Genomic DNA, 25,345 nt, shown 5'->3' with positions numbered 1-25,345 from the left:
GATCCAGGGCCGCGACATCACCGTGGTGCTGCCCCCGGAGGTCACGCCGCCACGCCCGTCCGCACGACCTGAAGGTCCTCGACACCGTCGTGTCCAGCGCCCTGCTGCACCAGGCCGTCCTACAGGCCCGCGGACCCGCCGACACCCGTGTTCAGGATGCCCCCGAAGCAGCCGCAGCCATCGTCAACCTGTGCGGGCCTGCCCCTGGCCTTGCGTATCGCCGCCACCCTGTTCGCCGCTCCGGCCTGTCGACAGAGAGCGACGCTGTTCTTGCCGACCTGGATGACTTCACCGTCGAGGAGAACCTCCAGGGCTGAACCGCGCCCACCTGATCGAGACTTGCAAAGGCAGCGTGAGTTGATCGAGGCGATGGCACGATAGGGCTCATGAGGGGGCCGAGGGGGCAGTGGTTTGCGCGCCGTTTCGGGCGTGTCCCTCATACGGTCGTCAACCGCATGGACGGCGGTTACGTCGAGAACCTCATCCAGGCCGGCGCGATCCACGGCGGCGTGCACTTCCATGTCCATCGCCCGGAGAGCCCCCAGATCCATGGGCTGCTGCGGCCCGTGGCGGTGCTGTTCCTGGCCCTCGCCGCTGTCGCGCTGATCGTGTCGGACCTCGGCCGACGCCGCCCCGGCCCCGCTTGGACGGTCGCTGCCTGTCTGCTGGTCGTGGCCGCGTATCTCGGCGTCGCCCACGTGCGGGCACGCCGGGGCCGGCGTGGCGTGTTCTCCGAGCGTCAACTAGACATCGCCGCAACGCAGCTGGCCGGGAGGCTGCGCACGATGTACGACCGGGAGGAACGGCTTTCCCGGGTGCACGATCCCATCCCGCTGCGGGTCCGCTGGAGCGAGGGCGATCCCGAACTCGTCGACCACTGGGAGAACATCAGCCGGGACAGTGGCCAGATACCCGACATCGAGGGGGAGTTCGCCGAGATCAACGAGGTGTACAAGCGTATTCCCTCGCGTCGGCTCGTCGTTCTCGGCCCGCCGGGCGGGGGCAAGTCCGCGCTGGCACTGCGCTTCGCTCGGCAGGCGCTCAAGGGTAGTCCCGTGCCCGTGATCTTCCCGCTCGCCTCCTGGGACCCGCGGCAGCAGGGGTTGTGGCAGTGGGCCGCGGCGCTCGTCTCCGACCGCCATCCGAGCCTTGCCGCCCGCGGCGCCCAGCGACGGGCGATCGCACAGGCGCTCCTGGAGACCGGGCGGATCCTGCCCGTGCTCGACGGCTTCGACGAGATCCCGACGGTCACACAGGCCACGGCACTGGCCGAGTTCAATGCGAGTCTCGGCCGCGACGCATGCTTCGTGCTCACCAGCCGGAGCACGGCCTTTGAGCAGGCCGTGGCACAGAGCGATGTCCTCACGGCAACGGCCGTGGTCGAGCTGGAACGGCTCACCGTGGATCAGCTCGCCGAGTATCTGCCCCGCACCAGCCGCAAGGTCAAGTCGGGGGAGGGGACCTTGACAACGTGGGACCCGGTGCTCGCGCGGCTGGGCGAGGAGGACGGGCAGGCGAGGCACGTGCGCCGAGCACTGTCGACCCCGCTCATGGTCGGCCTGGCCCGTGCGGCGTACAGCGACACACGGGCCGATCCGATGGAGCTGCTCGACCCGCGGCAGTTCCCGGACAGTTCGGCCATCGAGGCCCATCTCTTCGACCGGTTCATCCCCTCCGTTTACGGCGGCGCGCTGGCCGACCGCACCTGGGAGGCGGAGCAGGCAGGGATCTGGCTGCGTTTCCTCGCCCGCCATGTGAGGGCCGGGGGGACGCAGGAGCTGGAGTGGTGGCGGCTGGACACGACGACACCCCGGTGGGTCGGCTGGTTGGCTTTCGTGCCGTTGATCGCGGCCATCACGGGCGTCACCTACTGGTCCGGCCTAGGGGAGGCTCATGCGACCTTTTGGCCGGGAGGTCCGATCTGGCTCACCGAGGCGCTGCTGTTTCTCGCCCTGCTGACCACGGTGTGGTTCGCCACCGACCCGTCGGCCTTCCCGGGCCCCAAGCATGTGCGCGGCTCCCGGGCCCTGCCGTTCCTGCGCAGTGAACCGTCGGACACGGAGTCCGTGAGCAGCCCCTGGGAACTGCTGCGACGGGACAGGACCGCGGCATGGGTCAAGGGCGCCTTCTGGGTACTTCCCTTCAAGGAAAGGGGCGGCCCCTTGGACCTCTTCTCCTTGGCTCTGTTCCTCATCCTGCCGATCACGTGGCTCTGGCAGTCCAACATCGACATCCTGGAGCCTGAGCAGAATGTTGGGCGCGTGACGCTCCTGCTGAATACCTTCGCCTGGCTGCTGTACGAAGTCGGAGGGTCGGCCTGGGGACGGTTCAACGTGGCCCGGATCTGGCTTGCGGCGACGGGCCGGCTGCCTTGGCGACTCGGGGCCTTTCTCCAGGATGCACACGGGCGTGGCGTACTGCGGCAGAGCGGCGGACGGTACCGCTTCCGGCATCTGGAACTACTCAACAGACTTGCCGGGAAGGACTTTTCACAGCGGAAGAAGCACTCGCTTCGTATAAGACGGCTTGCTTTTGTCGTGCATATGGTTATTTGGGTAGGACTGGTCGCGTGGCTGCTCGCAGCGGCTGAGAACGCAATTGGCCCTTCCGGGCCGTACTCCTCCGTGGCTCCGGCGTGCTCACTCCTGAGGGGAGAACAGCTGGAACCGGCGATCACCGATCCTTGGGCGCGGGCGGACGGCTCCGGCCGTTGCCACTGGACCGAACAGGCGCCGTTCAACCGCGACGGTGAAGTGACACTGTCCGTCACCGTCGCGCGTCCCGGCAATGGGGTGAGCGCCGTGATGGTGGCCGACCGGCAGCTGAACGTCGTCAGCACCCTTGAACTGGCCGGAGTGGGCGACCGGGCCGTGATCAGCCCGCGAGAGAACGAGCCGGGGAGCGCCGGGTGGTCGGCGAGGGTGGGCGCCCGAACCGGGAATGTGTTTGTCGATCTCACGTACACCGAGGTGGCGAGGGACGGCCAGCGCGTCAAGGCCGTGGCGGCCATCTTGGTCAGGCAGGTTCTGGCCAACGCCGGTCTGGGAGAATCCCCCGGCACCGCCCTCGTGGCCGTCCCCCGTCCCCCGCTGCCCGGCGACGCGCCGTACACCCGCTACCGCAGGGGTGTCGCACGATCCATCGACGGTCCCGTCTGGCGACCGGGTGACCGGTCCCAGCTCAACGGCATCCAATCTCTCCCCTTTGTGTTCCGGGGACCACGGATGAGCTGCGCCATGCAATGGATATGCGGGATCGGCATCCTCGGACATCCCCGTCCCGTGTACGGCATCATCGTCTTTGACCTGCGGGAGTGCACGGGTGGGCCCTGCAGCCGCAGGACGATCGACGGCTATGTGCGGGACCCGAAGAACAAGCATGCGGCCGGGGCGCCCTGGAAGTGGGCCGATGCGTCGACGAAAATCGCCGACTTCTCGTGCAGCCGGAAGCCGTCCAAGGAATGGCCCGACCAGAACGACCTCCACTGCGTCGAGATGGTCCGGGCTTTCCGCATCGGCGGCAAGGACTACCTCCTCGGGCTGCGTACGGCCGTTGCCAAGCAGCACGCCGACCTGATGCGCAAGACGGTGAACGACATCTATACGCAGACCGGCGGCTGAACCGCGGGGTTCAGCCGCCGGCTGCCGGCCCCGACGCGACCGCGCGTGGTCCGCCGCGCGGCCCGTCCGCGCCCGTCGGCCCGAAGCGCCCCGTACCCCAGGCGGATCACCTGGTCAATCAGGCGACGGCGCTTCGGCAGCGGCAGGAACGCGGACTCGACCGCGGCGACCCGGAACTCCTCGAAGACCTCGGGCCCATAGCCGAACGCGTCCACCATGTGCTCGAACGAGCACCCGCAGCTGGTCGGCCATGGTCGCGGGGCTGGTGCTGCTGGCGCACCCACCACGGGTCATCGCCGTATCCGGGCGGCCGGCTGGCCCCGCGCCGCAGGCGGCCCGCCCCCGGCCGCTCCGGCGGAGCGCGTACGGGAGGGGAAATCACCCGCCCGGACGCCCTGCGAAGCACCGCTCGTGCCGTCAGGTCGGGCTGAGGCGCAATCAACCTACCGCTCCTGACCAGCAACTCGCCCAACCCCTGGCCAATGATGGGCGCAGCCCGCCCCGGCGCGGGGAGATTTTCCGTTCAGGCACTGACGCGCAGCAGAACGCCCTGCCACGGAGCTCCCCGTGGCAGGGCGTGTTCGGTCCTGACTGGCCGAGTCGGTCGAGCAGCGCCGGCCGCAGCTCAGGACATGTCGCACCAGACGGGTTCACCGTTGGGGCGGGTGACGTGCGTGCCGTACACCCAGCCGTAGTAGGTGAAGTACCAGACGTTGCCGTGGCTGTTCTTGTATCGGCAGTATGCGTCGAGGTAGGACGAGGCGCTCCTGGTGGTCCCATCGCACTCGGCGTAGGGTCCGTCGCGGAAGGGGGCGGTCGCGTGGCGAACGACGACCGAGTCCCACTGGTTATAGTTGGGCACCAGGTCGCAGACTGCCGCGGCATTGATCTCACCGCTGTTGTCGGCGCTGGCGGGTGCGGCGGCGAGGCCGCCGGCGAGCGCGGCAGTCGCCGCAGTGGTGGCGAGTGCGCGTCGGATACGCATGTGGGTTCCCTCCCCTTGAGAGTCGTGCCCCCGGCGCCGGGGGCACGCTTCGAACAGCAGCCGCCCGCCGTGAACGATCAGCCGGGCATTGCAGTGGTCCACGAAGATCTCGGTGCGGTGAAGGCTCAGCACCTCCACCACACCGGAGGGCTTCGCCATGACCAAGTTGCTAGTAGTACAAGTACAGGTGGAACTTCTTCACCCCGTCAGTACCTTTGAATTCAGGGCACTTCGCCTCCCAAGTGGGGTGCAGATCGTGCCAGTAGGACGCTCGGAGTCCGCATTCCACCCAGGTCTTGTGACTGCTGTAGAAGTGCCAGCTCGCCTGCGCACCTTGGATGTCCACGACGCCCCGAGTGTCGGAGGAAGCGGCGGGTGACGCCGTGGAAGCTGCCTGGGCAGGTGGCGCCATGAGCCCCAGTCCGACAGTGGTGCCGAGAACGAGTCCTGCGATGATCTTGCGTGTGCGCATCAGTGCCCCTTCATTCAGCGAAGACCGTGCCCGAAGGGCCCAGCACTCCGCGCCTGTCTTGCCTTGCCGCTCTTGCATACGAGCGTGGAACGGCATCCACACTGCTCCAGCGACTGTCCACGACGCTGGCCGTCCGGCCCATGCGTGATGCGACCCACCGGCCCCGTTGGTTCGCCTGGCGACGCCATCCAGGCCCGAGCCCACGTCTGCCATTGCCACCGCTTCACGGCTCACCGACGTGCGTCGCCTGAGGCCGGACACCTTCACCTTGGTTTCTGCCGGATGCCTTGCGGTATCGAGGTTGCCGACCTTGGCCGAGCTGGAGCAACAGTTTGTGACTGTCCCGGACGGTCGTTGTTTGTCCGGCCTGGTCAGCGTCTTGTCCGGGCACTGTCCGGGCTCGGTGTGCGCGAAGCCTGGTCCTCGCGCACAGCCTGCGCACCGACCCGCTCATCACCGCTGCCCGACGACAGCGAGCTGGCCCGCCGTCGCGGAGGCCGACCATGCCTCCCGCAGTGCCGCGCCCACCCCCGACCACGGCCGGTCTGCGCAGTGCCGACGTACGCAGAGGCCGCGCCCCCGAGGGGTTGCCTTTCGGGGCGCCTCTCGTGGTGTCCTTCGTGGTCCGTAGCGGGGTGCCCCCTCATGGCGCCTCGGCCAGGCCGGCCGTTGGTGTTCGGAGGTGCGGTCGTCCAGGGCGACAAGGGGTAAGCGCGCGCTGGGTTCGTGGCCGGCCGACTACTTCGCTGCGGAGGATCTGCGCGCGAAGCGAAGCGCAGCCTCATGCCGTCGTCTGCGGCGGCCGCGCGTCATGTCTGCCGACGCTCGGGCCCGATTCAGCGGACTCGCTGGTCGGGTCGTGGACGGGGCGCCATATGGGTACGGAGGGGCCATGGTGGAGCAGGTCAGCCAGCGGTGACGCGAGGACGGGGACGTCGTACAGAAGGCGGGCGGCGCCAGCAGCCCGGGCACCCGCCCGCGCAGAGCGCTGATCCGGTGCTCGGCACCGGCAGGTCCTGTGCTGTCCAGAAGCAGACACCGGGGGCCCGGCTCGGGGTGCGCGGGACACCACGAATACCTCACTGTCAGGGTCCCACGGAGGATGCAAGCGGTGCGAAACCGCCCGCACGGGACAGCAGTTGACGATGGAGACAGCGCGCCCCATGAGACTGGCACTGAATGAGGACTGGGCCGTCGGCGCCGGCATCGGGGGCGGCGGCTGCGGCGCCGTGTTCGAAGCGGAGAACACCGTCGGCGAGAAGGCGGAGGTGAAGCTAGGGCCCACTGGCGCCGGGCGCCAGGCGCGAGTTGCTGTTCACCAACCTGGACGGCGTCCGCAACGTCGTGCCGGTCGGTCATCGACAGCGGCGAGCACGACCAGTGGGCGCTGGTGATGTCCGTGCCGAGAAGTCCCTGCGCTACCACCTCCAGGAGCACGGCCGGCTGCCCCTCAACGAGGCGGTCGCCGTCCTGTCCGACGTCGCCGAAGCACTCGCCGACCTCAAGGACCGCGAGATCGTCCACCGCGACCTCAAGCCGGAGAACATCCTGCTGCTCGGTGGCCGCCGGTGCCTCGCCGACTTCGGGATCGCCCGCTACGCCGAAGCCACCATCGCGAAGCACACCCTCAAACTCGCGGGCACCCTCGCGTACATGGCCCCCGAACGCTGGAATAACCAGCGGGCCGCCAGCGCCAGCGACATCTACGCCCCGGGAGTTGTGGCGTACGAGCTCCTGGAGGAAACCCCGCCCTTCACAGGACCGTACGAGCACGACTACCACGACCAGCACCTGCACGGGCCCGTCCGCCCCTCACCACAGCTCCGCCCGTCCTGGCGGCGCTGATCACCGAGTGCCTCTTCCGAACCTCCTTGGGGCGGCTGACGGAGACGGGCCGGCGCATGTACTTCCACCGGGCAACTCCTGTTGCGTCCGGGGATGAGTGGGCATGCAGGTCACCGGCGGCGACGGAGTACAGGTCGCCTTCGAGACCGTGGGCAGTGGACTGCCGCTGGTGCTGCTGCACGGATTTTTCGGAGACCGCACCCCATGACGTGGACAGCTACAAACAGGAGGGCGTGCACATTCTGGGCTGCACCTGCGGCGGCCCCAAGACCTTCTGGCTGAAGGCCAGGAGTAGTTCGGAGCGCAGTGCTGCGCCTGGGAGGCCCACCACCGGCCGTAGTCTCACGGTGCAGGGACGGTGAGCCGTGCGGGCGGGAGGTCGCGGCCATCGCGCCGGTCACGGGTCCCGGCGGCGGCTGGCGGACGCTCTCCGCAGCCGGGTCCGGGCAGCCGCATGCCTCCCGTGGGGAGCCGGGAGGTGCGGCGGGCCCTGCCATCCGTAGCGGACGGCAGGGCCGGGCAAGGGGGTCCTCACCTGGGGGTGAGGCGGAAACGGAACCCGCACGTCTGTTCGCTGGCCTGCCGACGTAGCGGTCGAACGGGCTACTTGGCGGTCCAGTGGCCCAGGTCGTTCCCGCCGGCGTCCGCCGCTCGGCGCAGGGTGTCCGGGGAACCAAGCATGCCGTGCGGCAGATAGCCGGACCGAACGTCCAGCTCCCAGCCGTGCACTTGGACCGCCAGAGCGGTCAGAGCAAGGGCGCCGACCGGCAGCAGAGTCCTGGGGGCGGGATCGGATCCCACGCTCTCCCGGTGCTCGCTGAGATGGGCCACGAGAGTCTGCTCAAAGGCGTGCTGGTCATCTTCGAGGAGTACACGAAGGAGGCGCTGGTCCGATGTCAGGGGGCCGGCTGCGTCCAGTTTCCGGGCCGCCTCTGCGCGCTCGTCGGTGTCCGGCTTGCACAGGGGCACGGTGGGCCAGTCGCGGGGCAGGTGCCCCTGCGCCTGGGTCAGGTAGCCGCACAGTGCGTCCATCGCAGCCAGGTCCGCCGGATCCGACGCCGAGTTCAGCTTCGAGTACGGCACCCCGTCGCGGATCGCGGGCGCGTAGTCCTCCCGCAGCAGCAGACCGATCACCCGCTGCCAGTCCCACACCAGGCCACTGACCAGACATATTGCAAACGTGTCAACCCACGTTCCGGCCGTGGGGGCCTGCTCTACGACGTCACCGAAGGCGATGTCCTCGCTGCCGAGCCTCTCGCCGATGAGCGGGAAGACGATCTCCTGGTCGCCGTCGGGGAAGCAGCCAACGCTCAGAACCCCCAGGGAGCACTCCGCCGCGGTCCGCAGTGCCGCTCGAGATGACTCGTCGAGCGCGGGGTCCTCCACGGTACGGGCGGCGATGTGGTCGAGGAGCTCATCACGCATCTCCTGCAACTTCTCCAGGGACGGGTCGTCATAGCGCATCCCATGCCACCGCCGCCGGGTCCGCCGGCTGATGTCGTCGAGCGCGTGGGCTATGTGCTGTCCGCTGACCTCATGGCGCGTCACTTCCTGCACGGCTGCCGTCCTCTCGTGATCTTTTCGGCCGAACGCGGCACACTATCAGCGGGCTCGGACATTACGGCCCTCCAGATACATGTGAGGCAAATGCAGGCAGCTACAGGGAGCTGAATGGGCGGTCGCTGCACTGCCTGACGACCCCTCGGATACGTGTGAGGCAAGTGCGTTGAGGAGAAGTAGCAACGTTCGGGCGCCTCGGAACGGTGATGACGTCGGCTGGTTGGCGTCCGCATCCTTCGACGGGTGACTCTGATCGAGGTGAGTGGAGGACAGATCGAGCTCGTCGTTCAAGGGCGTGGGCCTTGGCGTCCACTGTCAGGTTGTTCGACTGGTCGCGTGCGGATGAGTACGAGGTCGCCTTCGCTGTGGAGGCCGTTGCTGACGGTGTGCGTGCACGGTTCGACACGGTGACCGCCACCGTCTGGGATGACATGGGCGGGTTCTTCGATGGCCTCGCGCGCGACTTCCGCGGTTGGGAGGGTGAGCGGGTCTGAGTCAACAACCATCTGGTCGTGACGGCGACCTTCGGCCCTGGTGGTCATGTGTTCTTGAGCTGGCCCCTGCGGTCCGGCCTCTTTCGCGGCGGGACTGGATCTGCGTCCACGAGGTGGCACCGCTTGTACGCTCAGTGGGATTCAGCACTCCTCGTGGAACGGACCGGCCCTATGGACGTCGTCTTCTCCAGCCATGTGATCGAATGGCGCGGGCCTTCCCCGTTCTACTTCGTCCCTGTACCGGAGGAGCAGTCTGCCGACATACGGGAGGTAGCGTCGATGGCCACGTACGGGTGGGGCGTTGTTCCTGTTGAGGCCCGGATCGGTGAGATCGCCTTTGCGACGTCACTCTTCCCGAAGGACGGCGAGTACCTGCTCCCGATCAAACAGGCCGTGCGCAAACCACAGGGTCTTTCGACAGGGGACGAGGTCACCGTAGAAATGACCGTTCGCCTCTGACCCTGGGCATTGCTTGGGTGGCCACGCGGGTTGGCGGGACTTGGCAGTGACCCCCTCCTGGAACTGCTGGAGAGTTCCCCTTGGGTGTTGCGCCAGGGTCGCGCTCTGCTGTGACGTGCTGCGGTGTGCGGTGTGCGGTGCGTCGTATGTGTGAGGTACGCACAGGGTGGTGGGCTCGATGCCGCGGTCAGGGACCGGCGCGAGCAGGTGCGCATGGCCGCGGCGGAGTTCATCGCCGCTGGTGAGAGCGACGAGCAGGTGGCACGGCGTTTCCGGGTGGCGAAGATGGCGGCCGACCGGTGGCGCCGCGCCCTTGCGGCCGGCGGGACGGCGGCGCTGGCCTCGACGGGCGCGGCCGGGGCCCGCCCGCTGCTGACCGAGGTCCAGCGGTGCGAGCTCTCCAGACGCCCTGGGGGACGAGAAGGTTCTGGCCCGACCTGGCCCCCTCGATGCGAGCCGCGGGCAGCGCGGTCTCCTAGGTCTCCCAGCCTGGTCAAAGGGGCGCCAGCGGCTCGTGGTGGTCCCCAGGATCAGCTGGGTCGCTGTACTTCGCTGCTGTACCGCACTCACCTTTCAAACGAGCCCGGCTTCGCCCTTCGGCCTTACCGAACCGGCGACACGGTCCAGGTCCAGCCTCGATGCCTCCATCTCGGCCATCAACCGGTCCAGGGGCGACTCGGCGACTGCGGCACCGACAGATGAGCCACCGACTGACAATTGGCCTGCGACCTGGGCACAGCGCTCTGAGAGACTGCACGCCATTGCCGTGCTTTGAGGAGATGCCATGCAGGTAGCCGTGGTCACCTTTGATGGATTCAACGAGCTCGACAGCTTCATCGCCTCCGCGCTGATCAACCGGTGTCGAAAGGACGGCTTGGAGGCCTTCATCACGACACCGACGCCGGTGGTCACGTCCATGAACGGCGTCGACGTGACCGGGCAGCGCCCGATGGAGTTCGTGACCGAAGCCGACGTCGTACTGATCGGCAGCGGGGTGAAGGCGCGAGAGGTGGTCGCCGACGACCGGCTGATCTCCAGGCTGCCGCTCGACCCTTCGCGACAGCTGATCGGTGCGCAGTGCTCCGGCGCGCTGGTGCTCGCCCGGCTCGGGTTGCTGGATGGCATGCCGGCTTGCACGGACATGAAGAGCCGACCCTTTGTGGAGGCCCGCGACGTCACCGTGCTGGACGCGCCGTTCCACGCCGAGGGGAACATCGCTACGGCGGGCGGTTGCCTGGCGTCCCAGTATCTCGCCACGTGGGTGATCACCCGAATGCTCGGGGAGGATGCCGCGCGCGACGTCATCGGCTACGTGGCTCCGGTGGGCGAAAACCAGGAGACTGTCGAGCGCGCCATGCGCGCCGTCCACGCGGGCGAGGTTGTACTGCGCTAGGGCCCCGCGAATCAGCCCTCTGGCCTGCCGCTTCGTCGTCCAAGACTGAAACCACCGCACAGTTACGGTCATCAGGAGATCGGGGCCCGCAAGCTGGCCGCGAATCGGGCCTGGGCCTTCGTCCTTGGAGCGAGTGACGGCAATCGAACGCGCGCTCCGAGCTTGGGATCACTGCGCTTCTGCACTCGGATTCCGGTCTGACCTGTGACGACGGTGCAACGGTGCCGCGGCGAACCCATAGCGACCTGTCGGACACGCATCGGGCAGATGTTCGATTCCAGCTCGGTCCGGAACCATCCGGGGAGCCCACTGACGAGGGTCGCCATAGCATGGCAAACCCGGGCGAAAGGCTCGCTTCAAGTCCCGAGCGATCTGGCGCGAGGCGATGAGCTTCGGCCTGGTCACGGTCTCCGTTCCAGGTCGTCGCGGTCGCCGAATCCCACGACATCACCCTGCGCCGCGTCCACGAGGAGGACGGGGCTGAGCGATGACAGGAGGACCGAAGATGACCGCCTCGTACGAAACCATCAAGGCCAGGCTGGATGGCACCGTCCTGTCTGCCACGTTCAACGCGCCGCCGATGAACCTCATCGGTCCCGAGGTCGTGCGGGACCTGGTCGCACTGCTCGAGGAACTGGCCCACCCGACCGCCCCACGCGTGGTGATCTTCGACAGTGCGGACGCCGACTTCTTCTTCCCGCACGTCGACATGACGAAAGTCCCCGAGTACACCGCTGAGGCCGCGAAGGCGGGAGGCCCCGGCGATGCCTCCCTGGGAATGCTGTTCCGCAAGCTGAGCCAGCTCCCGGCTGTCACCATCGCAAAGCTGCGCGGCCGTGCCCGGGGAGCGGGCAGTGAGTTTCTCCTTGCCTGCGACATGCGCTTCGCTTCCCGGGAGAACGCCATCCTGGGCCAGCCGGAAGTGGGAATCGGAGCACCCCCCGGCGCGGGCGCGATCCAGCACCTCACCCGTCTGCTGGGCCGGGGCCGTGCACTCGAAGCCGTGCTGACGTCGTCGGACTTCGACGCCGACCTCGCCGAACGCTATGGATGGGTCAATCGTGCGGTCCCTGACGCCGAACTGGACGAGTTCGTAGCAGGCATCGCCGCGCGCATGAGCGGTTTCCCCCGCGATGCGCTGATCGCAGCCAAGTCGGCGATCAACGCCATCAGCCTGCCGGCTCCTGCCGAAGTACGCGCGGACGCCGCGCTGTTCCAACAACTCGTCCGAGGCGAGAAAGTACAGCAGCGCACGGCTGAGCTGTTCAAGCAGGGCTTCCAGACCCGTGGTGCCACCGAACTCGACCTCGGAGATGCCCTGGGCCACTTGAAGGCCGTCGACTGATGAAGGAGTGCCGTGAGGTCGGTGGAGTGGGTTTGGCCGGTGGCCGCCCGGTCTGGGATCGAGCGTGATCAAGAGCCCGAGCCGACCCGGCAGGGGCCGTGTGGCGCGGGGCAGGGGGTGCGGTGGCACAGTGAATCGCTGGGGACCGTGGTCGTGCGCTGTCGTTGATGAAGCTCCTATAGGCGTCAAGCGGTTGGGATGAGCGGCTTCGATGGGGTGTGTTGGTAGGTGAGGTACTTGTAGACCTCACGGGCGATGAAGCGTTTGAGGCAGCGCAGGATGTCCTTCTTGGACATGCCTTCGGCGGTGCGGCGGGCGACGTATGCCTGGGTGCGTTGGTCGTAGCGCATGCGGACCAGCGCGATCATGTGGAGTGCGTGGTTGGCCCGGCGGTCGCCACCGCGATTGAGGCGGTGCCTGTTGGTGCGGCCCGAACTGGCCGGGACTGGTGCCGCTGCGCACAGGTGGGCGAAGGACGCTTCCGAGGCGAGCCGTTCGGGGTTGTCGCTTGCGGTGATCAGAAGCTGGGCGGCGGTCTCGATCCCCACGCCGGGTAATGCGACCAGCTCAGGTGCTGCTTCGGTCATCAGTGTCTGCAGCTCGGCATCGGCATCGTTGATCTCCGCGGTCAGGTATTGGTGACGGCGGGCGAGGCGCCGCAGGGCGATCTTGGCCGCGCAGGCGGGTTCGCTGGTCTGCGTGCCGGGGCGGGAGCGGGCCAGATGCTTGATCAGCTGGGCAGGGGGCAGGGTGCGCAACTGTTCGCGGACCTCGCCGGGCGCGGTGATGATGAGGCTGCGGATCTGGTTGATGATCTGGGTGCGGGCCTTGACGGCTGAGCGACGGACCACGCGCAGGGTGCGTATGGCCTCCACGATGCCGTCGCGGGCTTTGGGGATCCCGCCGGCTCGGCCGGTGAGGACGGCGGTTGCGGCGGCGTAGGCGTCAATGGGGTCGGACTTGCCGCCTGCCCTGCGGGCCCGGCGGTCGGGGCGGTCCACCTCGATGACGGTGATCTGGCTGTCCTGCAGGTACCGGGCGAGTTCGCTGCCGTAGGCCCCGGTTCCCTCGACGCCGACGGCGATCACCTCTCCGTGGGAGCAGAGCCAGCCCAGCAGCCGGTGATAGCCGTCGGGGGTGGTGGGAAAGGCCTGGGTGGCAAGGTGCCTGCCGATGGGATCGATCACGGCGGCCTGGTTGAAGTCGGTGTGGGTGTCGACGCCGCCGATCACCGCTGTCTCGTCTGCCATGCTGAGGATGCTGTCCTTCCGTGCGGCGCATGAGGGGATGGCACGCGCCGGTCGGGCGGGAGGACAAGACTGTGATGGGACCTTTGGCCGGGCTCCTATGAGGTCACAAACGCCCGACCGGCCGCGTGCAGGGCGGCACCGCCCGAAGCGGCCGACAAATCATCAACAGGACAGCAAGCGTCGGTCAGATGGAGGGTCAGGCCCCTCGGACGGCGCCATTTACATCCTCACAGTCAGGTGTGGATGTCAGGCAGGTCTAGGCACGATGCTCACCGCGGGGCAGCCGTGCCCGTCCTGTTTGAAGCCGGAGGCTTCCCACACGAGGTTCACTCGCTGTCAGGGCGCCAGGGTGCGGAACTCAGTCATCTGTATGTCGGAGTGTGGCCGATGCAGCCGCCGGGAGTCTTGGGGGAGTCGAGCACGCCCCACCCTTTCTCGTCGGGCCACTCACGGACAGTGGCAGTCACCATGGGCCGAACCTTCTGGCACGGACATGGCACGAGCCGCATCGTTCCCAAGCTGTTCTGATGACCTGTAGTCGAACACCGATCCCACCATCCGGTCCGCAGCTCTACGCTGATCGGTCGGGATCGGCTTCGGCGGTAGGGCCATGGCACAACGACGAGACCGTTCAGGCGGGTGGCAGATCTTTGGACAGGCGTCGTGCTGGGCAGGCAGATACCAGTTGACTATGGGGGAGGCCGCGAGGTGGAGTCCTTGACGGGTGTCGTTGCGGTCATTGGAACTCTGCTTGGCGTCGTGGTCTCGCATGTCCTCCAAACCCGTGCAGCCGAACGACTCCATGCCGGTGCGCTAAATGCTGAGACACGGCGCGAACTGCGCCAAGCGACTGCTCGTTTACTCGCCTGCGAGACCTCATTCCGCCGTCTCCAGTACAACCGGTGGGGGAGACGCGACGCTGATGTTCCCGAGAAGGATGCAGCGGAGGCCGCCGCCCTGGAGGCTCGCTCGGGAGTGATCGCAGCTTTGGCCGAGGTGCAACTGCTCACGGACAATGCTGAGATACGCGAGCGGCTCGCAGAATTGGCTGACGCCACTTTCACACTGCACTATGCCGCTGATGAAGAAGACCTGGCCACCCGCGCAGCGCGAGTGCGTGCTTCCGCGGGAGCAGTGGTTGACACGGTCGGTCGAGTGGTTCGCTCCTGACCCTGCTCATGCCTTCACTTTCGGGTATCTCGTTCCGGCCCAGAGGACTGCCAGTTTCATAGTCTCTCTGGCCATGGCAAGCAGCCCCTAGCTTGGGAAGCTTGGGGCTCAAGGGCGGGCTCCGAGGGCTGACCTGGGTGAACGCCACGCCGGCCGGGTGGGTCAGAGATGTTGCTTGGCCGCGCGTACCAAGTGGCTGATGTCATCTCGGGTTTGCGCTCTGCGCTCGTCGAGCTCGCTTCGACTGTCCGTCTTGTAGAGGCCCGTCACGTCAGTGAGTACAGCTTCTGCGGACTGGCTCAGAGCCTCGTCATCCGTGAGCATCTGCACGCGGAACAGGGCCTCTTGGGTGTTTGATCGGAGGTCGTAGGCGCGTATTCGAACTTCGTCTGCGTCCCCGGGGGGCGGCTGCTCATGGATGCAGAACCACAGGTGGACCAGACAGCGCCGGTAGTTGACCAGGGCGCCGGCGTAGGCCGAGTAGGCATCGAGGCGTTCCTGTCGGAGCTTCTCGCGGCGGGTGAACTCGTGGCTTCTCTCGGCTGTGCTGCGCTGAAATGCAAGGGTGATCCCTGAGCCGAGCAGGGTGCCCAGAACGGCTACGGCGCTGGCGATGATGGCTTCCACACCACAAGCTGATCACGTGCCGCCTACGTCGCGAGGCTGTTGATCCAAGTCAGGCGCTGCCAATACGCTCTCCAAGTCTGTTGGTCCTGTGTCGGGCCGAGTGTAGGGCCGTTCACCTGCGTTCATACGCGACTGGCTCCTCGTGCCGAACCGACGGCCCGGGAACAATGCCACTGCGAGCTGATCAGTCCCTGCCCTCCCCGGCTGCGGCCGCGGCTTCTGCGCCGTGGCGTGTCAGGTCAGCTGCCGAGGGATCGAGTTCGTCGGCAGTGCGGGCCCCAGGACCAGGGGCAGCCGGCCGATGGATGCGCTCAGCGCCACGGCGGTGAGGATCTGCAACGCCAGCCCCGTGACCTGAGAACCGAAAGCAGACACAGCCGAGGTGGTCCAAAAGCGTACGTCCCCTGGAACTTCCACCAGGCGCGGCACGACCGGACCGTACCAGCGAAAGATCACTGGCAGGCGACGTCGGAACAGCAATTGTCCTCCAGCCGGGCGGCGGCACGCCAGGTTGCACCCCGTGCGTCGCACCCCGTGCGTCGGTTCATCCCGAGACGGGAGTCTCCGATGCGGCCACTCCTACGCAATAGTGAGGGCGATGAGTGAGGTGGGTCCCGCGGACGAAGTGATGACCCGTAGTGCCACGTCGCGGGGGGTGCTGTCGGTGCGCAGGACGCCACGCGCCGACAGCTGCGCAGCGCCACCGTACGTACGGCCGTCCCGGCTGAACTCGACTTGGGATGCCGGGGCATGGCCTCCTCGCCACTGGGTCCGGATCTCGGTGATGTGCTGTTCGGCGTCCAGGTCGACGACCATGCGACCGTCAGGACCGGGGGACCATGCGGTGCCGGCGTCGCCGTCGACCGCGGCCCTCGGGTCCGTCATACCGGGCGGCAACGGTGCGGTCGGGAAGACGATGCGGCCGAGTGCCAGGTCGGCGAGCGGGCACGCCGTGGCGCGCGACTCGGCCCCGTTCGCGTGCTCGACGCCCGCGAGGTGGAGGAGTTCGCCCGTCTCGGTGGCGTCCAGGACGTAACGCGCGGCGAGGGTGCGATGCGTCCCGTCGCGCAGGTCCTTCAAGGTCACCGACCGCACGACATCGTTGTCGGACTCCGCGGAGCAAGGTCCTCAAATACCTCGACTCCACCGTGTGGACCAAGGTGCTGCCCGACTCCCCGCTGCGGCCCCGGCCTACCTCCCGGCGCAGGACGCCTACTTCGGTGCCCTCGACAGGGCCGGCCTGACGACCGTCGCGTCCACCGTCAAGACGGGACTGAACACGTCGTCCAGCATCGGCGTGCGCTTCACCACCCAGTGGGCCAGCCAGTCGAACGACCTGATCACCGCCTACTGGCCGGATATCCTCGACGGCACAAAGCCGCTCTCCGACCTCCAGACCATGACCGACAAGAGCAACTAGGGAATCAGGAGCAACAGTTGGCCACCCGGGCCGGGCAGCGGGCCGGGGCCCGAAACGTATCCTGAGGGCGGTCCCGGCCCCCGGTACGCGATGGAAGGTTGGTCTTCAACTCACGTGAGCAGTCGTCCCCCGCACCGCCAGAACACCAGGCCCACGATGCGCGATGTCGCGGAGCGGGCCGGAGTCGCCCTCGTCACCGTCTCCCGCGTTGTCAACGGCGTCGGAACGGTCCGTGAGGAGACGGCCGAGCGTGTGATGGCGGCGATCAACGCCATCGGGTACCAGCGAAACGAGCTCGCTCGCTCACTGCGTCCCGGGCAGAACTCCATGACCATCGGGCTGCTGCTCGGCGATCTGACCAACCCGTTCTACGCGTCCCTGGCCAAGGCCGCCGTCGAAGTGGCCAACCGGGCCGGCTACGCGGTCCTCCTCAGTACGGCCGACGAGGACCCGGAGGTCGAACGCCGCGCGGTGGGCGAGCTCATCGGACGGCGCGTCGCCGGGCTCATCATCGTCCCCGACCAGGGCGACCACGCCTTCCTCAACGAGATCAACGGCCATGACCACGTGCCTATCGTCTTCGTCGACCGGCCGGCCACCGGCGCCGAGGCCGATGTCGTCCTCGTCGACAACGAGGACGGCGGACGCAAGGCCACCCAGCACCTCATCGACCAGGGCCACCGCCGGATCGCGATCCTCGGCGCCCCCTCCTACTACAGCACCGGCCGACGGCTGCGCGGTTACCGCAAGGCGCTGCGCCGCAGCGGCATCACTCCCGACAGCAACTTGGTTGTCACCCTGCGCCGTGGCACCACCGAGGAGGCCTCGGCCGCCACCCACACCCTGCTCACCTCCGCGGATCCCCCCACCGCGGTTTTCTCCACGACGGGCTTCCTCACCGAGGGTGTCCTGCGCGCCTGCCGGCAGCTCCAGACCTCCGTCGCGATCGTCGGCTTCGACGACTTCAAACTGGCCGACATGCTCCCCACCCCGGTCACCGTGGTCACCTCCGACACCGAGGAGCTCGGCCGCCATGCCGCCCGCCTTCTGCTGGACCGCATCGACGGCGACGACGCTCCCTCCCGCCGCACGGTCCTGCCGGTCCAGTTGATCGCGCGCGGCACGGGCGAGATCGGGACCCAGTAGTCAGTAGAGCGTCCGCCACTTGGCGCGGGGTCAGGCGAGCACGGCGCAGATCTGCGCGAACGCTGCCTGCTTTGGGCGCCCGGCATGTTCGAGACGGTGTTGCGGTCCTGGCTCCAGCCGACCTGGGTCCAGAAGACGCCGCCGGGCGCGGCGTAGCTCGTGTCGGTGTCCCAGCCGGATCTGACCAGGGCGAAGATCTCCTTCGCGCGGGCCAGGGCGGCGGCGTCCCCGGTCTGCAGGTGTCGCTGGTCCTTCGCCAGGCCGACCCATTCGTTGTCGTCGTAGTGAGCCGAAGCTCAGTAGTTGTCACCGGCAGAGCCGGATGAGCTGGCGAATGGCACCCGCCGAAGCAGCCTGGTTGTCACCAGTGAGGCACGCGGCTTGTGACAAAGACTCATTCGTCCGCCTTTCTGTCACCAGTACCGACGATCGGATGCCTTCCAGGGCGAGGATCGCCAAGTCAGCCGCCGATGTTCACGACTGTCCGGGCTGTCCGGGACAAAGGGGCGGGCACAGCCGTGACCTGCACCAATTGCCAAAGTCCTGTCCGGGACAACGAAGAACCCTTGTAGCCCTGACTGCCGCCTTGGAGGGTGCGGGTCCCGACCTCGACGAAGGGACACCAAGTGAGATTACGACGCTCGATCATGGGGCTGGTCGCCGCCGTGGCGCTGCGCCGCCCTCGCCGCCCTCGCCGCACGCGACGACAGGGTAGGAGGCGTATCCGGGACACCCGGTCGTGCCTTTGCCGACGTGCCAGAAGTGCTCCTGCGCCTTTGTCCGTTCGGCTGGCTCCGACTCGTACGCCGCGTCCACGGCCGTGAGGTCGAGCGCGGCGATGTGCACCTGCGAGTAGGGCCATTCGTACGAGTACGGCTTGTCGTCGGCGGCCACCGGAACCTGCTCGCGGACCAGCCCGGAACCGTCGTTCGTTCCGAAGGGTCTCCAGAGCGCGGAGTACGCGGCGACGGCGCGCGTCAACGCCCGGGCCGGGCCCAAGCGCTCCGCCGCGGCTGCCGATGTGGTCGGCAAGGTCGTCAACGCTTCTGACAGCGCGAGTAGTTCACCCCCGCGACAGTTTGGTACGGATTATTGACGGCTGGGCCCGGCCGGTGGGAACTTCGCGATGGTTACGTTTCCAAAGGCGCCACACCCGGCAACTGAACAACGTTGTCAGGCACTTGAGTTCGTCCGGCCCCACACGGCGAAACAGGAGACACCGACATGACCGTCCCGCCATCCTTCCTGAGACCCCTGAGCGCCGCCTTCGCGATGCTGCTTCTGCTGGTCCTCGCTCCGGCCCTGCTGGTGCTCCGCGCGGCACCGCCCGCGCAGGCCCTCGACAACGGTCTGGCCAGGACGCCCCCGATGGGCTGGAACGACTGGAACGCCTTCGGCTGCAACGTCACCGAGCAGTTGGTCAAGCAGACCGCCGACTACCTCGTCTCCTCCGGTCTGAAGGGCGCCGGGTACCAGTACGTCAACATCGACGACTGCTGGATGACCTCGGCCCGCAACTCCGTGGGCCAACTGGTGCCCGACCCGGTCAAGTTCCCCGACGGCATCAGCGGAACCGCCGCCTACGTCCACAGCAAGGGCCTCAAGCTCGGCATCTACGAGAGCGCCGGCACCGCCACCTGTCAGGGCTACCCCGGAAGCCTCGGCCACGAGCAGACGGACGCCGACAGCTTCGCCTCCTGGGGCGTGGACTACCTCAAGTACGACAACTGCAACCACCAGAACGTGCCCGACCAGCAGCGCTACACCGCCATGCGCGACGCCCTGGTCAACACCGGCCGCCCGATCGTCTACAGCCTGTGCAACTGGGGTCTGGCCAGTGTGTGGACCTGGGGAGCGGGGGTCGGGAACAGCTGGCGCACCACCGACGACATCAACGTCAACTTCTCGACGGTGGTGTCGATCTACAAGGCCAACGTCAAGCTCGCTCCGTACGCCAAGCCGGGCGCCTGGAACGACCCCGACATGCTCGAGGTCGGCAACGGCATGTCGTTCACCGAGGACCGTTCCCACTTCAGCCTCTGGTCGGAGATGGCCGCGCCCCTGATCGCCGGAACCGACCTGCGCAAGGCCTCCGCCGCCACCCTCTTCCTCTACGGCAACAAGGACGTCATCGCCGTGGACCAGGACTCCCTGGGCAAGCAGGGCACCGAGGTGTCCTCCTCCGGCGGCCTCCACGTGCTGACCAAACCGCTGGCGAACGGCGACGTGTCGGTGGTGCTCTTCAACGAGAACTCCTCCGCCGCCACCATCACCACCTCCGCCACCGCGGCCGGTCTCCCCGCGGCATCCTCCTACCGGCTCGACAACCTCTGGTCACACGTCGTCAGCAGCACCGGCGGAAGCATCTCGGCCAGTGTCCCCGGCCACGGCTCCGTGATGTACCGGGTCTCCGTCGGCAGTGGCACCAGCGCCGGGAGCACCCACCCGCTGGTCGGCGCCTCCTCCAACCGCTGCCTGGACGCGTACGACAACCAGACCGCCCCCGGCACCAAGATCGAGATCTGGGACTGCGGCGGCGCCAACCAGGCCGTGACCATCACCGCCGCCGGTGAACTCCGGCTCTACGGCGGCACCCAGTGCCTGGACGCCTACGACAACGGGACCACTTCCGGCACCAAGGTGCAGCTCTACACCTGCAACGGGGGAGCCAACCAGAAGTGGAGCCTCAACCCCAACGGCACCGTCACCGGCACCCAGTCAGGCCTCTGCCTCGACGTCACGGGCGGCGACCAGGCCTCCGGCAACGTCAACGGCACCGCGCTCGAACTCTGGACCTGCAACGGCGGCGCCAACCAGCAGTGGCGCCTGGGCTGACCGACCTCGACGGAGCTGACATGCACTCAAAGGCAAGAAGAACACGCATGCTCGGGGCCGGCCTGCTCGCGACCGTGATGTCCCTGGCTCTCCTGATCCCGGCATCCGGAAGCGCCGAAGCCGCGACCACAGCAGTCCAGGCGACCGTCTGCAACAAGTACTGCGACGGCCGTGACCCGTCGCTGTCCCCGCAGGACCGCCGGCCGGTGACCACCAGCATCTACTCCCGCACCATCGCCCTGCACTTCGACGACACCGACGCCATGGGCTGGGCCTCGATCACCAACGGCAGCCCCACCGACGAGGTCTGGCTCGACCGCTCCTTCGACGGCGGCCGCACCTGGACCTCCGGCAGCAGGCTCGGCGACACCACGATCCCCTCGGGCCAGACCGGCTGGCGCACCCTGATGTACAACGTCGACGATTGGAACAACCTCGGCGTCGGCGCCCTCCGCGCCTGCGGCAAGGCCGGTAATCGCACCGAGATCGCCTGCACGGCCTGGGCCCGTACGACCTGGAACGCCGGCAGCCGCCCGACCGCGGCGGCCACCGCGCTGATGCAGTCGTACAACCTCAGCTCCGGCCTGTTCGACAGCACCGGCTGGTGGAACTCGGCCAACGCGCTGACCGCCCTCATCAACAACATTCAGGTCACTGGCATGAGCAGCTACAAGTACGCCATCGCCAAGACCTACGACCTCAACCTGCACGCCCAGGGCGGCAACTTCACCAACGACTACATCGACGACACCGGGTGGTGGGGGCTGGCCTGGGTCGCCGCGTACGACCTGACCGGTGACAGCAGGTACCTGAACACCGCCCGCGCCGACGCGGACCACATGCATCGGTACTGGGACTCGACATGTGGCGGCGGCGTCTGGTGGAGCACCGCCAAGACCTACAAGAACGCCATCGCCAACTCCCTCTACCTGGAGCTGAACGCCGCGCTCCACAACCGCGTCCCCAGCGACACGACCTACCTCGCCCGTGCGAACGCGGAGTGGTCGTGGTTCCAGGGCACCGCCATGATCAACAGCTCCCATCTGGTCAACGACGGCATCAACGTCACGACCTGCACCAACAACGGCGACACAGCCTGGTCGTACAACCAAGGCGTCCTCCTCGGCGGCCTCGCGGAGCTCTATCGCGCCACCGGGAACTCCGCCCTGCTCACCAAGGGCCGCCAGATCGGCGACGCCTCGACCACCTCCACCGCACTGAACTCCGGCGGAATCCTGCGCGAACCATGCGAGACAGGCGGCTGTGGCGCCGACGGACCCTCCTTCAAGGGTGCCTACATCCGAGGCCTCAACGCCTTCAACGCCCAGCTCTCCGACCGCCCCTACACCTCCTACATCCACCGCCAGGCCGACTCCGCATACGCCAACGACCGCACGCCCCTCGACGCCTACGGCCTCCACTGGGCCGGCCCCCTCGACACGTCCGACGCCGCCCGCCAGCAGTCCGCCGTCGACTTGATGAACGCTGCCTCCTGACCCCGGACTCACCAAATCCGCAGGTCGGGTGTGTAGGGGGGAGGAGGGGAGTGGTAGGAGGGGAGGGGAGTGGCTGGAGGATCGCTGAGCAGGGAAATGGCTCGGACCAGGTGTTGCCGACGGTGTCCGCTAGTCCGATCGACCGGCAGGACGCCGGGGCCGCGCACGGTGACCATGGACACCGACCCTTCCTCGCTGGCGGGCGCGATCCTTGAGGGCGCACGCGGAGTGCCTCCTCACAGCCGTGGCGACTCGCCGTGATCCTCCGGCCGCCGCCGCGCGCGGCAGCCGGTACACGACGATCCGCGGCTGTCGGTGGCGCGGGACGGATCGACGACTGTCGGCGACGGACGTGGCCGCTCATCGGGGACAACCGCATCGGGCTGATCTCGCACGACATGACGAACTCAAGCTCAGTGGTCAACGGGGACCAACGTGAGATAGGCCAGCCCGAGTACTCCTCGGTAGCCTTTCAGCCAGCTCGCCCGGTGCCGGTCCACGCGCTCCCGCGTCTCAGCAGCCAGCGGGTGGTCGCTGTGGGCGGCCAGCCACTCCTCCACGTCGGACTGGTAGCCGGACTCGAACTCGTCCCATTCGTCGCTGCTCGCCGTCTCGATCCAGGCAGGGCGGAACCCGGAGGCGACAGCGAGGTCGACGAGTCCGGCCAGGTCGTGGAACTCTTCGGCGCGGGCGCCCGGCCACATCGCGTCGAGTTCGGCCGAGGTGGGGGTGCGCTGCCAGAAATTCTCACCGAGGAGGACGCGTCCCCCGGGCTGGACCAGCCGTCGCAGCGCGTGCAGTGCGGCGGTGGTGTGCTGAGGTGGCTGTGCGTCGCTGAGCGTGTGGCTGGCTCCCAAGCACAGGACGAGGTCAGCAGGCCCACGTGCCGTTCCGGCTGCAGATTCTTCGACGAACTTCACGCGGTCAGCCAGTGCACGGGCCTTGGCGTTCTCGCGTCCCCGGGCGATGTCCTGGCCATTGAGGTCGATACCGAGACCGGTCGCCCCCTCCACCGTCTCGAGGGTGCGGAGCATCAGCTCCCCCCAGCCACAACCGATGTCGAGGACAGTCGAGGGTGCCGCTCGGGCAAGTCTGCCGATGATCCGTGCGGCTCGGGCTTCGGAAAGGGGACCGTGAAAGGTGAGATGGGTAAGGCGCGGCGGAAGATCCTTGTCATCCATGGGGCGCAACGCTAGCCCCGGCATGCCCGCCACCGACATCGAGTTTCAACGAGGCCGCCAGGCGCCCACCTCCCAGCCATCGGGAGACAACGACGCGGAGAGGACGAACGGCTCTGGGAAATAACCTGTTCCGCTTCGCTCTCCCTCTTGGAAGAGGGAGAGGCGCATGAGCCGCCGGACAGAGGTAGGGCTGGGCACACGGCCCATGGGGCGAACCTACTCATCAGCGCTGCCCAGGCCGCTTGCTACTTGGGCCGAGTGTTGGCGGTCTTCTCCTTGCAGCTGCGGGCGACAGTGTCGGCGAAGACCCGGGCCAGTGGGGTGAGAGCGTCCCAACGGCGGACGGCCCAGCCGACCGGGAGCGGGGGCAGGTCGGGGATGGGGACGAGCCGTAGGGGGCCGTCACCGGGTACCTGCCAGCCGGGCAGGACAGGCACGACGGCGTGACCGAGGCCGAGCTCTGCCAGCAGGAGGGCGGTGTCCCAGTCGGCGACGCTGGTGTCGGAGCTGCTCCGGACCCCGAGCTCGGCGAACGCGGCGTCGAGGCGGGCACCTGAGGTGGAGTTGTGGGGGAGCCGGATGAGGCTGATGTCGGTGAGTTCGGCTGTGTTGACACAGGGCCGGCCCGCGAGCGGATCGTCGGCGCGGACAGCGAGTACCCAGGGCAGGGCGACGACGGGGCGTTGCTCGATACCGCGCACCGGGCCGGCGATCGTGACCCAGGCGAGGTCCAGGTTGCCGGCGGTGAGGGCGTCGAAGCAGTTGCGGCTGGAGGTCTCTGTCTGGAACTCCAGACTGACCTTCGGGTAGCGCTGACGGAAGGCGACGATGGCCTCGGACATGAAGTGCCGCACGGTTGTTCCGCCCGTGGTGACGCGCACGGAGCCGCTGTCCCCGTTGACAAGGTCCCCGAGACGACGCAGGGCCAGATCCAGACCGGCGATGCTGTCCGAGGCGGCATCGCACAAGACGCGCCCCGCGTGTGTGGGCAGGACGCCTCGTGGCTGGCGCTCCACGAGGCTCACGCCGGTCTCTCGCTCCAACCGCTTCACATGCTGGCTCACCGCTGACTGTGTGCAGTCCAGGTCCCGGGCGGCGGCGCTGAGGCTTCCCGCTTTGCACACGGCCACGAAGACGCGCAGGTCCTCCAAAGTCATAACCCCAAGCTACAGCTTGGGTATTGCTAGAAATCCATAGGATTGACTGGGGTTACGTGGTCCAGGACGATCAGTGCAGGGCCCAGGCGGCAACCCGTCCGTGCTTTCCCGGGGTCCGGACCACAGGCGAAGGCGCGGACGGGTGCCGACCCCGAGCGACGTAAGGACTCCGCCCCGTGCCTGCTTCCCCTGCCGCTTCCGCTCAGGCCATCGCGCTCCTGCGCGAACTCGGCGCCACAGAGATCGCCCATCCGGGCGGCACTCTCCTCGCGCACCTCCAGCGCGTCCAAGAGCAACTCGCCGTATGGGAGGCACGCACCGCCCTCCAGCTTGCGGGCCTGTGCCATGCGTTCTACGGCACCGACGGCTTCCCCGCCGCATTGCTGTCCCTGGACCGCCGCGACGAACTCGCAGCGGCGATCGGCGTCGAGGCCGAAGGCATCGTGTACCTCTACGCCTCGTGCGACCGGAAGGCCACCTATCCGACGCTCGCGGATGCCGACGCCTCCTTCCGCGACCGGTTCACCGGCCGTGCCCGTATTCCGGAGCCGCAGCTGCGCCGGGACTTCGCTGAGCTGTCTGCCGCCAACGAACTCGACCTCGCCCGCATCGATCCGGCCTTCCGTGAGAAGTGGGGATCCGAACTCCTCGCCCTGTGCACTCGATTCCGCCCCCTGCTGAGCCAACCAGCCTGGTCGGCCTGCCACGTGGTGCTTGCTCCGGATCCCCCTGCGCAGGACTGAGCAGATCGAACGAGAGCCGCCCCGCTCATGAGGATCGCGCCCCCGTCGGCGCCCTCGCGAAGATCTCGGGGTGAACGGCTCGTAGCTCCTGTAGGACGACTGGGGGTTCCAGCGGAACCACGGATACGGTGTCCGCCGGCCCGTCCC

20 protein-coding genes and 4 pseudogenes are annotated in these 25,345 nt (G+C 67.8%); 13 read left to right on the top strand and 11 right to left on the bottom strand.

What is annotated here, in order from left to right; translation table 11 throughout:
* The first annotated feature begins 89 nt into the window (after positions 1-89).
* Together GTY58_RS03490 and GTY58_RS03485 are read left to right on the top strand one after the other, a co-directional pair.
* Positions 90-317 carry a hypothetical protein gene (locus tag GTY58_RS03490; protein ID WP_010982081.1) on the top strand — a complete coding sequence of 76 codons (228 nt, stop codon included), beginning with the start codon at positions 90-92 and terminating at the stop codon, positions 315-317.
* Between the two features lie 138 nt (positions 318-455).
* Positions 456-3,620: an NACHT domain-containing protein gene (locus tag GTY58_RS03485; RefSeq protein WP_048894526.1), complete on the top strand. Its 3,165-nt coding sequence runs from the start codon at positions 456-458 to the stop codon at positions 3,618-3,620.
* An 83-nt stretch (positions 3,621-3,703) separates the two neighbouring features.
* Here the strand turns inward: GTY58_RS03485 and GTY58_RS03480 are convergent.
* Both GTY58_RS03480 and GTY58_RS39440 read right to left on the bottom strand, forming a co-directional pair.
* A pseudogene (locus GTY58_RS03480) lies at positions 3,704-3,847 on the bottom strand (adenosine deaminase); the annotation flags it as partial.
* 398 nt (positions 3,848-4,245) lie between these two features.
* Positions 4,246-4,764: a hypothetical protein gene (locus tag GTY58_RS39440; RefSeq protein WP_042492696.1), complete on the bottom strand. Its 519-nt coding sequence runs from the start codon at positions 4,762-4,764 to the stop codon at positions 4,246-4,248.
* A gap of 1,693 nt (positions 4,765-6,457) precedes the next feature.
* On the opposite strand from GTY58_RS39440, the gene GTY58_RS03475 reads away from it, so the two are divergent.
* The gene (locus tag GTY58_RS03475; RefSeq protein WP_052082409.1) at positions 6,458-6,922 is read left to right on the top strand and encodes a protein kinase; all 465 of its coding nucleotides are present in this window, start codon (positions 6,458-6,460) and stop codon (positions 6,920-6,922) included.
* A 603-nt stretch (positions 6,923-7,525) separates the two neighbouring features.
* Here GTY58_RS03475 and GTY58_RS03470 read toward each other — a convergent pair.
* Positions 7,526-8,479, bottom strand: coding sequence for an immunity 49 family protein (locus GTY58_RS03470; RefSeq protein ID WP_010982076.1), 954 nt, complete (start codon positions 8,477-8,479; stop codon positions 7,526-7,528).
* A 323-nt stretch (positions 8,480-8,802) separates the two neighbouring features.
* Here GTY58_RS03470 and GTY58_RS40295 point away from each other — a divergent pair, with 323 nt between their 5' ends.
* The 5 genes from GTY58_RS40295 (at position 8,803) to GTY58_RS03445 (ending at position 12,173) form a co-directional block, all read left to right on the top strand.
* Complete coding sequence (locus GTY58_RS40295) at positions 8,803-8,976, top strand: DUF6228 family protein (RefSeq protein WP_237528715.1); 174 nt, start codon at positions 8,803-8,805, stop codon at positions 8,974-8,976.
* A 171-nt stretch (positions 8,977-9,147) separates the two neighbouring features.
* Positions 9,148-9,435, top strand: a complete 288-nt coding sequence (locus tag GTY58_RS03460; protein WP_037651244.1) for a DUF1905 domain-containing protein — start codon at positions 9,148-9,150, stop codon at positions 9,433-9,435.
* 123 nt (positions 9,436-9,558) lie between these two features.
* Positions 9,559-10,137 carry a helix-turn-helix domain-containing protein gene (locus GTY58_RS40290; RefSeq protein ID WP_306292919.1) on the top strand — a complete coding sequence of 193 codons (579 nt, stop codon included), beginning with the start codon at positions 9,559-9,561 and terminating at the stop codon, positions 10,135-10,137.
* A gap of 82 nt (positions 10,138-10,219) precedes the next feature.
* Positions 10,220-10,828 carry a DJ-1/PfpI family protein gene (locus GTY58_RS03450; RefSeq protein ID WP_010982074.1) on the top strand — a complete coding sequence of 203 codons (609 nt, stop codon included), beginning with the start codon at positions 10,220-10,222 and terminating at the stop codon, positions 10,826-10,828.
* A gap of 505 nt (positions 10,829-11,333) precedes the next feature.
* Positions 11,334-12,173, top strand: coding sequence for an enoyl-CoA hydratase/isomerase family protein (locus tag GTY58_RS03445; protein WP_042492694.1), 840 nt, complete (start codon positions 11,334-11,336; stop codon positions 12,171-12,173).
* 185 nt (positions 12,174-12,358) lie between these two features.
* Here the strand turns inward: GTY58_RS03445 and GTY58_RS03440 are convergent, their stop codons facing one another.
* From GTY58_RS03440 to GTY58_RS03420, 5 genes and pseudogenes are all read right to left on the bottom strand, one after another.
* A complete protein-coding gene (locus tag GTY58_RS03440) occupies positions 12,359-13,423 on the bottom strand; it encodes an IS110 family transposase (protein ID WP_010982072.1) in 1,065 nt (354 codons plus the stop codon).
* 246 nt (positions 13,424-13,669) lie between these two features.
* Positions 13,670-13,893: pseudogene (locus tag GTY58_RS40285) on the bottom strand (cold shock domain-containing protein).
* Between the two features lie 862 nt (positions 13,894-14,755).
* Entirely contained in the window at positions 14,756-15,220 is a 465-nt protein-coding gene (locus tag GTY58_RS03430; RefSeq protein ID WP_010982071.1) for a hypothetical protein, read from the bottom strand.
* Positions 15,221-15,523: 303 nt separating this feature from the next.
* Positions 15,524-15,649: pseudogene (locus GTY58_RS41525) on the bottom strand (MFS transporter); the annotation flags it as partial.
* Positions 15,650-15,799: 150 nt separating this feature from the next.
* Positions 15,800-16,339: pseudogene (locus GTY58_RS03420) on the bottom strand (FAD-dependent oxidoreductase); the annotation flags it as partial.
* 31 nt (positions 16,340-16,370) lie between these two features.
* Between GTY58_RS03420 and GTY58_RS03415 the strand changes: the two are divergent.
* Both GTY58_RS03415 and GTY58_RS03410 read left to right on the top strand, forming a co-directional pair.
* The gene (locus GTY58_RS03415; protein ID WP_037651161.1) at positions 16,371-16,640 is read left to right on the top strand and encodes a hypothetical protein; all 270 of its coding nucleotides are present in this window, start codon (positions 16,371-16,373) and stop codon (positions 16,638-16,640) included.
* A 114-nt stretch (positions 16,641-16,754) separates the two neighbouring features.
* The gene (locus tag GTY58_RS03410; RefSeq protein ID WP_242432290.1) at positions 16,755-17,786 is read left to right on the top strand and encodes a LacI family DNA-binding transcriptional regulator; all 1,032 of its coding nucleotides are present in this window, start codon (positions 16,755-16,757) and stop codon (positions 17,784-17,786) included.
* A gap of 645 nt (positions 17,787-18,431) precedes the next feature.
* On the opposite strand, the gene GTY58_RS03400 is transcribed toward GTY58_RS03410, so the two are convergent.
* Positions 18,432-18,818 (bottom strand): hypothetical protein, encoded by a 387-nt coding sequence (locus tag GTY58_RS03400; RefSeq protein ID WP_137951505.1) that lies wholly within the window; start codon positions 18,816-18,818, stop codon positions 18,432-18,434.
* Between the two features lie 192 nt (positions 18,819-19,010).
* Here GTY58_RS03400 and GTY58_RS03395 point away from each other — a divergent pair, with 192 nt between their 5' ends.
* Positions 19,011-20,621: an alpha-galactosidase gene (locus tag GTY58_RS03395; protein ID WP_010982066.1), complete on the top strand. Its 1,611-nt coding sequence runs from the start codon at positions 19,011-19,013 to the stop codon at positions 20,619-20,621.
* A 20-nt stretch (positions 20,622-20,641) separates the two neighbouring features.
* The gene (locus tag GTY58_RS03390; RefSeq protein ID WP_010982065.1) at positions 20,642-22,117 is read left to right on the top strand and encodes a glycoside hydrolase family 76 protein; all 1,476 of its coding nucleotides are present in this window, start codon (positions 20,642-20,644) and stop codon (positions 22,115-22,117) included.
* A gap of 413 nt (positions 22,118-22,530) precedes the next feature.
* Here the strand turns inward: GTY58_RS03390 and GTY58_RS03385 are convergent, their stop codons facing one another.
* Both GTY58_RS03385 and GTY58_RS03380 read right to left on the bottom strand, forming a co-directional pair.
* Positions 22,531-23,298, bottom strand: a complete 768-nt coding sequence (locus GTY58_RS03385) for a class I SAM-dependent methyltransferase (RefSeq protein WP_107083231.1) — start codon at positions 23,296-23,298, stop codon at positions 22,531-22,533.
* A gap of 245 nt (positions 23,299-23,543) precedes the next feature.
* Positions 23,544-24,455 carry a LysR family transcriptional regulator gene (locus GTY58_RS03380; RefSeq protein WP_010982063.1) on the bottom strand — a complete coding sequence of 304 codons (912 nt, stop codon included), beginning with the start codon at positions 24,453-24,455 and terminating at the stop codon, positions 23,544-23,546.
* Positions 24,456-24,631: 176 nt separating this feature from the next.
* Here GTY58_RS03380 and GTY58_RS03375 point away from each other — a divergent pair, with 176 nt between their 5' ends.
* Positions 24,632-25,198 carry a DUF6817 domain-containing protein gene (locus tag GTY58_RS03375; RefSeq protein ID WP_010982062.1) on the top strand — a complete coding sequence of 189 codons (567 nt, stop codon included), beginning with the start codon at positions 24,632-24,634 and terminating at the stop codon, positions 25,196-25,198.
* The last annotated feature ends 147 nt before the right edge of the window (positions 25,199-25,345 follow it).

This window comes from Streptomyces sp. SID5469, from assembly GCF_009862865.1.
Taxonomy (GTDB): Bacteria; Actinomycetota; Actinomycetes; order Streptomycetales; family Streptomycetaceae; genus Streptomyces; species Streptomyces avermitilis.
This window is presented reverse-complemented; position numbering and strand designations above follow the sequence as displayed.